An 8,752-nucleotide genomic window follows, 5' to 3' on the forward strand; every position below is an offset into this window, starting at 1 on the left:
ACACGATGGCGCCGCACATGCTGCTGCTGGAAGAAGTGCGCCGCCGTGCTGATGAATTCGATGTGCTGCATTTTCACATCGACTATTACCCGTTCTCGCTGTTCTCGCGCCAGCCGGTGCCTTTCCTCTGGAAAGCATTCTGCAATCCCTCGCCGACCACCTCTACACCCCCGAACCGGCAGTCGAGCTGGACATCGCGTTCCATGTGGCAATCGCGCATGCCACGCATAACCGTTACTACGTCGATCTGCTGCAGTACCTGAACCTCCAGATCCGCCAGGCGGTGCAAACTGCGCGCACGCATTCGCTCGCGCTTGAACGGCTGCCGGACGCCGTGCATCGCGAACATGTCCGTATCTTCGACGCAATCCGCGCCGGCGACGCGCTCGCTGCCCGTACGGCCGCAACATCGCATCTGCAAAACGCCGCGGCGCGGCTCAACCTCGACATCACCCCTCGCCAACAATGACCGATCTCGCCTTCTCCCAACGTCTTGCCGACAAGCTCGGAACCGACGCCGTCATCACATCTGCCGATGAAATCGCCCCGTGGCTCTCGGATTGGCGCGGCATGTACAAGGGCCAGGCGCAGGCGGTCGTGCGCCCATCGACAACGGACGAAGTCGCCGCATGTCTTGCCTTGTGCTCGGACGCCCGCGTGCCCGTGGTGCCGCGCGGCGGCAATACCGGTTTGTGCGGCGCCGCCACGCCCGATGCGAGTCCGGCCAACGTGATCCTGAGCCTCGATCGCATGAACGCGATTCGAAGTATCGATACCGTGGGCAACACGATGGTCGCCGAAGCCGGCTGCATTCTCGGCAACCTGCAGCGTGCCGCCGAAGAGCAGCACAGGTTGCTTCCGTTAAGCCTTGCGGCCGAAGACTCGTGTCAACTGGGGGGCAACCTCTCGACCAACGCAGGCGGCGTCAACGTCGTGCGTTACGGCATGACGCGTGAACTCGTGCTCGGCCTTGAAGCGGTGTTGCCCAACGGCGAGATCTTTCACGGGCTGCGCACGCTGCGCAAGGACAACACCGGCTACGACCTGAAGCAGTTGATGATCGGCTCGGAGGGCACGCTCGGCATCATTACCGCTGCAGCACTGCGGTTATATGCACGCAATGACGTGCGCGTGGTCGTGCTGGCCGCGGTGAATTCGTCGCAGCAAGCGCTGGAACTGTTCGAGCTTTTGTTCGAGCGCGGCGGTCCGCGCATGCAGGCATTCGAGTTCTTCACGGCGCAATGTCTGGACATGGTGCTCGCGCAAGTCGAGGGCATGCGTGCGCCGTTCGCCGAACGTCACCCGGCGTATGTGTTGATCGAACTCGCGGATACCGTCGATGAAACCGCCTTGCGCGAACTCGTGGAAACGGTGATCGGCGAAGCGCTGGAGCGCGAGCTATGCGCCGATGCTGCGGTTTCCGAGTCCATTGCGCAGGTAAATAGCATGTGGCGTTTGCGGGAAGAGATATCGGAAGCTCAACGCGCCGATGGACCGCACCTGAAACATGACGTGTCGCTGCCGATCGAATCGATTCCAGCGTTTCTCGAAACTGCCGGCAAGCGTGTGGAAAATCATCGTGAGGGCGTACGTCTGATCGTTTTCGGTCATTTCGGCGATGGCAACCTGCACTACAACCTCTCGCGCCCGGCCGGCGCGCCACGCGATTACTTCGCGCAACATGGCGAAGGCCTGACCGCCGAAGTGCTCGACGAAGTCGCGCAATATGGCGGCAGTATCAGCGCGGAACATGGCATCGGACAGCTCAAGCGCGAGTATTTCAATCGCTATAAAGACCCGCTGGAGATCCGGCTCATGAAGGAGATCCGCAAGGTCTTCGATCCGAACGGCATCATGAATCCGGGCAAGATTTTCTGAGCGGTTGTAATCAGCGGGGTTTCCCGCCAAACCGTATCGCGCGAGCCCCGCGTGTCTTATTGGCTAAGGGCTGTTGGTCGTACTTGAAGCCTGTTTGATCAGATTGGCGTTCAGTTGCCCGACAAGCCCGTAAAGCACGCTGATGAACGGCGCCGGAATCCCCGCCTTCACTGCAATCTCATATGGCGCGCCGAGAATCGCCTCGATTTCAAGTTGGCGGCCAGCTTCCACGTCCTGGAGCATCGATGTCCTGAACGCACCGAGCTTGCGCGTCATCGCGTTGCGGGCGTCAGTGGTCATGGTCAGCTCGATCCCGATCTCCTTGCCAATGCGCCGCGCCTCTTCCATGACGGAAACAACCAGGCTCTTGGTGAGCGGATCGTCCAGGATCACGTCGCCGGTTGATCGCGTAATGGCGCTGATCGGGTTCATGGTCATGTTGCCCCACAGTTTCACCCAGATGTCGCGGCGAATGTCATCGGACGCGACTGCGTCGAACTGGGCGTGACGCAACAGTTCGACGGCACGAGCCGCGCGATCGGCCATTCGCGCGGATCCCGGGCCGATGATGAGCTCGTTGCCGTAGCCTTTCCGGATCACGCCGGGCTCTGCAATCGACGATGAAATATGCACCACGCATCCCGATGCCTGCGATGGCGGCAGCGCCGCCGACACCACGCCTCCAGGGTCCACGGACTCAAGACGCTGACCTGCGAGCGCACCGCCGAATTCGTTGAGATACCACCACGGCACGCCGTTCATGACCGACACGATATGCGTTCCGGGACCGACGAGCGGCGTGAGCGAAGCTGCCGCCGCAGTCAGTGCGGGCCCCTTCAGGCAGATGAAAAGCAGGCCTTGCACGCCCAGCGTTTCGGGCTGATCGGTTGCATCGACTTTGAGCGTATAGCGATCATCGCCATCGATCACGCTGAGGCCGTTGCGTTTTATGGCGTCAAGCTGCGCGCCTCGCGCAAGCAGGCTGACCGCCTGGCCGGACCGCGCGAGGCGGGCCGCAACGATACCGCCAATGGCGCCGCCGCCAACCACCGTGATTTTTCCATCTTGCGTATTCAAAACTTTGCCCTCCAAGCGAATCTTGTCCCGAAAGCCCGGGATTGAGCTAAGCTGATGCTATCGATTAATTGATGCGTGCGCAAGCATCTAAAAACCGCTTGTGCGCTTTCGTCGGAATGCAAAAAAGCCGGAGGAAAAAAATGAACAATACGACCATGATTCAAAGCCTGTTCACGTATCGATTGCATGTGCTGAAAAAGCAGACCGACAAGGCCATGAACGAAGCGTTCAGCAACGGTATTGCATTGACGCTGACCGAGGCTCGCGTCTTGTTGAGCGTGGGGTCGTTCGGCGCGCTTTCGGTATCGGATCTGGGCCGCGCGTCGAATCTGGATCGCAGCCAGGCGAGCCGTGCAACGGACATTCTCGAGAGAAAAGGGCTGGTGGAAAAGACATCGAACGCAACCGATGGCCGTGGTGTTGTCGTGTCGCTGACCACGAAGGGCAAGAAAACATATTCGCGCGCCGCCACGATTGCTCAGGCGCAAAACGACGAAATACTTGCCGCGCTGCTTCCTGCGGAACGTAAAGCAATCCATTCGATGCTCGCGAAACTGGTCGCCGCGCAATGCGTGGAAGAAATGGCTGAATGATGTTGATGGCGGCTTGCATTGAATTCCAATGCAGGTGAAAAGTATCCTGCGGCATATTATTGGGGTGAGCCGAACGCGCAGTATGCAGCATGGCGCGTGGCGGTCGATTATAGAGTGTCGCCCATATCTGCCGGATAGCGCGCGGTGTGGGGCAAACAAGATGGCATTCCCGCATCAACCCGATATAACCTTGGGTGGCCTCAATATCTGATTATCCTGCTGGTTATAAACAAACCGTCGTCAATGTGTAATCCTCGAGCCGAGCAACGCGATTTGACGTTGCACGCCCGATCCCCGGCCAGCAGCGCATCCGATTAAACGTCCAGCGAATACCTAGGTGTTGTTTTACTGCCGAAACCCGGCGAAGGGTTTATAGGGATGTCTCCCGCGCCAGTCGTTCTATAACGTACGCGCACCGGTCAGTAATAACCCGACCTCACAAAGTGATCTGAAACATCGTTTCGATCAATTAACTTGGAATTGTTTTATTCAATAGGTAATATGATTCTCAGCGCTGCTGCAACGCTGTATATAAATCAAGTCAGCGCACTGAGAGAGAGGTGCCAAAATGAAGCCGAGATTCATATCTTCCGTGCTCGCGGGCGCATTGCTTTTCGCGCCGGTTGTACAAATCGCGAATGCCGCTGTTTATACCAACGGTACGGCGACCGCCACATTTACCGTATCGCTTACGCTGCAAGCCAATTGCACGATTGCCGCCACGCCTTTGAATTTCGGCACAAACGGCGTATTGGCAACCGCGATCAACCAGCAGACCACCCTTGCGGTCACCTGCACGAACACCACGCCGTACAACGTCGGACTCGACGGCGGCAGCGTGGCCGGTTCCACGGTTGCTGCGCGCTTGCTTGCAGGGACTGCCACGGGCAATACGGGTACGACGGTAGCCTTCCAGTTGTATCAGGACGCCGGTCACTCGGTCCCCTGGGGCATCACCCAGGGCACGAACACCGTGGCGGGCACAGGCACCGGGGCGGCCCAGTCCATCACCGTGTACGGTCAGGTTCCTGCGCAAGCTACACCGAAACCTGATCTCTACCAAACCACAGTTACCGCGACGGTTTATTTTTGATCGCCCACGGCGGTTTCATGGCAAGTATCCGGCGCTACGGTGGGGTTCTGTTCGCGCTCCTGACGTGCACGGCGCAGGCCGCCACGCTGCAGATATCGCCCGTGATGGTCGACCTGCAGTCGAACGAGAGCGCAACGGGCATCACGCTGCGTAATCCCGGCGACAAGCCCTTGTACGGGCAGGTACGCATCTTCCGCTGGGATCAGGTCAACCGGGACGACGCGCTCACGCCGACGCAGGAACTGGTCGCCAGTCCGCCGCTGATCCAGATCAGCGCACAGTCGGATCAGCTCGTGCGGCTTGTGCGGACATCGCCTGCGCCCGTGGGGACCGAGCAGAGCTACCGGATCCTGATCGACGAACTGCCTGCGCCCGATACCGCGCCGGCAGACGGCGTGACAATACGCCTGCGCTATTCCGTGCCGGTGTTCGTCGAGCCTGCGGGCAAGGCGACCGTGCCAGCGCTTTCCTGGTCTCTCGCGCACGACGCGAAGGGCTGGGTCCTGCGCGTGGATAACACGGGTGCCAGGCGCGCGCAGATCGCGGCAGTGCAACTGGTGGACAGCGCCGGCAAGCTCCATGAGATCAACAAGGGACTGCTTGGGTACGCGCTCGCCGGGCGCGCCCGCCAATGGTCTGTGCCGCTTCCCGCCGACGCCGATCTTCGCGGCGCCGTGACGGTACGGGCCGCTGTCAATTCATTGCCGCTCGAGGCCGTGGTGACGGTTGCGCCGCCGGGCTGACCGGCGCCACGAACTCATCGCTGCCTTGTTGTCGAGAATGTCGCCGAGAGCTGACATGATGCGTCCCCATTCAATCGATGAGAATACGACGACGCCCCATACGTCATTCACATGGCTTCCGCATCGCGCTTGTCGCAACGGGGCTGGTTGCTGTACTGGAGTGCATGTGTGCTTTTGCGCAGGGGCAATTGCAACCGCAGCCCGGCCCTCCGGTCCGTTCCGACGCCAGCGTGAACCAGCCTCATGACGTGTACCTCGAAGTGATGCTCAATGGCGAGCGTTCCGCCTTGATCGCGCAATTCCGCGAGCTGAACGGCCGGTTGTCGGCGAGCGGCAAGGACCTCGATAACATCGGCCTGGCGATCGACCGGCTCGGCATCACGGAGACAGCCGAGGTGCCGCTCGATTCGATTCGCGGGCTGCATTACACCTACGACGCGGCGCGCCAGCGCGTCACGCTGCAAGCGCCGGACGCCATCCGCAAGCCCTATACGTTCGATACCCGCGCGCTCACCGCCACGCCGCCCGCCACATCGTCGCGCGGGTTCCTGATCAACTACGACGCCTACGCGCAATCCAACACGGACGCACAGCTCGCGATCTGGAGCGAGGAGCGTTACTTCGATCCCGCCGGTGTGTTCAGCAATACGGGCACCGCGTACCTGTACAAGAACGATCATCGATACACACGCTACGACACATCGTGGAGCACGTCGGACCCCGCCACGCTCGACACGAAGCAGTTCGGCGACACCATCTCTTCGTCGCTCGCGTGGTCGCGCTCGGTGCGTATCGGCGGATTTCAGTGGCGCAGCAACTTCGCGCTGCGCCCCGATCTCGTCACGTTTCCCGTGCCCGCGTTCGGCGGCTCGGCGGTCGTGCCTTCGTCGGTGGATCTGTATGTGAACAGCGTGCGTCAGTTCAGCGGCAACGTGCCGAGCGGTCCGTTCATTGTGAACAACGTGCCAGGGATCACCGGCGGCGGTCAGGCGACGGTGATCACGCGCGACGCGCTGGGCCGCACGGTCGAGACATCGGTGCCGCTCTATGTGGATACGCGTCTGCTCGCGGCCGGTTTGTCGAGCTATTCGTTCGAAGCCGGGTTCCTGCGCCGCGCGTACGGACTGGACTCGTTCCAATACGATCCGAAGCCGGCGCTGAGTGCATCGGCGAGGCATGGGCTGAACGACTACCTCACACTCGAAGCGCACACCGAAGCGACCAGCGGCGTCTATAACGCGGGGGCCGGCGCGCTCGTACGCATGGGGATGGCCGGCGTGCTCAACGGATCGCTCTCGGCGAGCACGGGGCGGCTTGCGGGTACGCAGGCGAGCCTGGGCTATGAATTGATCGAGCCGCATTTTTCCATCGATGCACAAAGCATTCGCGCGTTCGGCAACTACGGCGATCTTGCTGCACGCGACGGCTCGCCCGTGCCCACCGCGACCGATCGCGTCACCGTGGCCGTTCCTTTTTTTAGCACGCAAACGTTTTCGGTGAGCTACATTGGCTTCAGGTATCCGCAGGCGCAACCTTCGCAGATCGGATCGGTGGCCTACACGTTGAACGTGGGCAACCTGGCTTCGGTGAACCTCAGCGCGTATCAGGATTTCCGGCAACGCGAGTCGCGCGGTGCGTTCCTCAGCGTGAGCTTCGGGCTTGGCAACAACACGTCGGTGAATGCGACCGTCGGACGGCAGAACGGGCAGTCGAACTACAACGTCAACGCAAGCCGGCCGCCGAACTACGACGGCGGCTGGGGATGGGGCGTGCAGGCAGGCAACGCGGGCGCGTCGCCGTATCGGCAGGCGCAGGTGCAGTATCTCGGCAGCGGCGGGGAGGTGACGGCGCTCGCGCAGCAGATCTCCGGGCGTACGACCGGGTCCCTCGATCTGTCGGGAACCGTCGTGATGATGGACGGCAGCGTGAAACCCTCGCGCCGTATCTACGACGGCTTCTCGCTGGTGTCCACGGACGGTATTGCCGGGATTCCCGTGCTGCATGAGAACCGCGTGATCGGCGTGACGGATCGCGCGGGGCATCTGCTCGTGCCCGACTTGAACTCTTACCAGGACAACCGGGTTGGCATCGATGGCATGAAGCTTCCCGCCGATGCCCGTATCGACACCACGACGATGAACCTCGTGCCGCAATCCCAATCCGGCGTGCTCGCGCATTTTGGCGTGACGCGATACAGCGCGGCATCGGTGATTCTGCAGGGGCTCGACGGCAAGGTGCTGCCGCCGGGCGCAACGGTGCGGCACGAGGAGAGCGGCAAGGAGACCATTGTCGGGTTCGACGGGCTGACGTTCATAGAGGGTCTGCAGAAAGAGAACCATCTCGTGGTCGACAGCGGCGCGCTGCATTGCCGCGTGACGTTCGCCTACACCCGGCCGGACGATGGTTCGCTGCCGACTATCGGACCGTTGACTTGCTTGAGCAAGGTGGGAGACGTGCGATGAAACGCATGTTCTTCCTGTTCGTCATGGCGATCGTGTTGTCACTTTCGATGTCCAGTCGCGCCAGTGCGCAATCGTGCACGGCGGTCGCGACGGACCTGAACTTCGGCACGGTGAGCCCGATCAGCCGGGCCTCGTCCGCGGCGACCAGCACCGTCAGCGTCACGTGCACGTGGCCTGCCGTCACGCTCGTGCCGAACGCGCAGATCTGCCTGAATCTCGGCGGCACCAGTCCCCGCCAGCTTCTCAACGGCACGAACCAGATGCAATACGACTTGTATTCGGACGCAGGGCATTCGGTGTCTTGGGGTTCGACTGCCGCGGGCACGACCCCGATCTCGTTCACGATGTCCAAACCCGCGCTCAGCACGACCCTCACGCAGCCAGTGACGGTTTATGGACAGATATCGGCGAACCAGCCGACCGTGCCGAGCGTCGGCAACGCCAGCACGCTTTATACGCAGAGTTTCAGCGGCACGCAGACATCGCTGAACGTGGGGTTTTATCTGCTGGGCACGGGGCTCGCATGTTCGACGCTGGCCGCGAGCGGGACCTTCGGATTCAGCGCGAACGCGACGGTGGTCAATAACTGCAATATCAGCGCGACGAACATCACGTTCACGCCGGCCGCATTGCTCAACACCGCGTTGACCGCGAGCGGGACGATCACGGCGCAGTGCACCAACGGCGATGCTTACAAGATCACACTGGATGGCGGTTCGAACGGCACGGTGGGCGCACGCAACATGCTGCGTACGGGCGGGGCGAAGATCGGCTACCATAGCAAGTCCGAAGTGCAGGAAACGCTGGGTCACGTGGTCGGGCTCGACGACGTTTCGCTCTCCATTCCGTCCGGCGCAATGTACATGATCATGGGCTTGTCCGGCTCGGGCAAGTCGACGCTCGCGC

General features: G+C 61.4%; 8 protein-coding genes and 1 pseudogene. 8 read left to right on the forward strand and 1 reads right to left on the reverse strand.

Translation table 11 applies throughout. From position 1 onward, the window contains the following. The 3 genes and pseudogenes from ACRXB1_RS23375 to ACRXB1_RS23385 all read left to right on the forward strand — a co-directional run. Window positions 1-128: pseudogene (locus ACRXB1_RS23375) on the forward strand (glycosyltransferase family 4 protein); the annotation flags it as partial. Window positions 129-187: 59 nt separating this feature from the next. Further along, window positions 188-469: a FadR/GntR family transcriptional regulator gene (locus ACRXB1_RS23380; protein WP_449493371.1), complete on the forward strand. Its 282-nt coding sequence runs from the start codon at window positions 188-190 to the stop codon at window positions 467-469. Next, complete coding sequence (locus ACRXB1_RS23385) at window positions 466-1,878, forward strand: FAD-binding oxidoreductase (protein WP_449493367.1); 1,413 nt, start codon at window positions 466-468, stop codon at window positions 1,876-1,878. The genes ACRXB1_RS23380 and ACRXB1_RS23385 overlap by 4 nt, the downstream gene beginning before the upstream one ends. A 63-nt stretch (window positions 1,879-1,941) precedes the next feature. On the opposite strand, the gene ACRXB1_RS23390 is transcribed toward ACRXB1_RS23385, so the two are convergent. Then, window positions 1,942-2,955 (reverse strand): 2-dehydropantoate 2-reductase, encoded by a 1,014-nt coding sequence (locus ACRXB1_RS23390; RefSeq protein ID WP_449493368.1) that lies wholly within the window; start codon window positions 2,953-2,955, stop codon window positions 1,942-1,944. A gap of 140 nt (window positions 2,956-3,095) precedes the next feature. Here ACRXB1_RS23390 and ACRXB1_RS23395 point away from each other — a divergent pair, with 140 nt between their 5' ends. The 5 genes from ACRXB1_RS23395 to ACRXB1_RS23415 all read left to right on the forward strand — a co-directional run. Further along, a complete protein-coding gene (locus ACRXB1_RS23395) occupies window positions 3,096-3,548 on the forward strand; it encodes a MarR family winged helix-turn-helix transcriptional regulator (RefSeq protein WP_449493369.1) in 453 nt (150 codons plus the stop codon). A 568-nt stretch (window positions 3,549-4,116) separates the two neighbouring features. Then, window positions 4,117-4,641 (forward strand): Csu type fimbrial protein, encoded by a 525-nt coding sequence (locus ACRXB1_RS23400; protein ID WP_062001039.1) that lies wholly within the window; start codon window positions 4,117-4,119, stop codon window positions 4,639-4,641. Window positions 4,642-4,658: 17 nt separating this feature from the next. Next, window positions 4,659-5,384: a fimbrial biogenesis chaperone gene (locus ACRXB1_RS23405; RefSeq protein WP_062001038.1), complete on the forward strand. Its 726-nt coding sequence runs from the start codon at window positions 4,659-4,661 to the stop codon at window positions 5,382-5,384. A gap of 164 nt (window positions 5,385-5,548) precedes the next feature. After that, entirely contained in the window at window positions 5,549-7,846 is a 2,298-nt protein-coding gene (locus ACRXB1_RS23410) for a fimbria/pilus outer membrane usher protein (RefSeq protein WP_449493370.1), read from the forward strand. 5 nt (window positions 7,847-7,851) lie between these two features. Further along, on the forward strand, window positions 7,852-8,752 hold a 901-nt coding region (locus ACRXB1_RS23415), incomplete at its 3' end, for a spore coat protein U domain-containing protein (RefSeq protein ID WP_449493372.1).

It is taken from the genome of Caballeronia sp. M23-90, assembly GCF_053574605.1.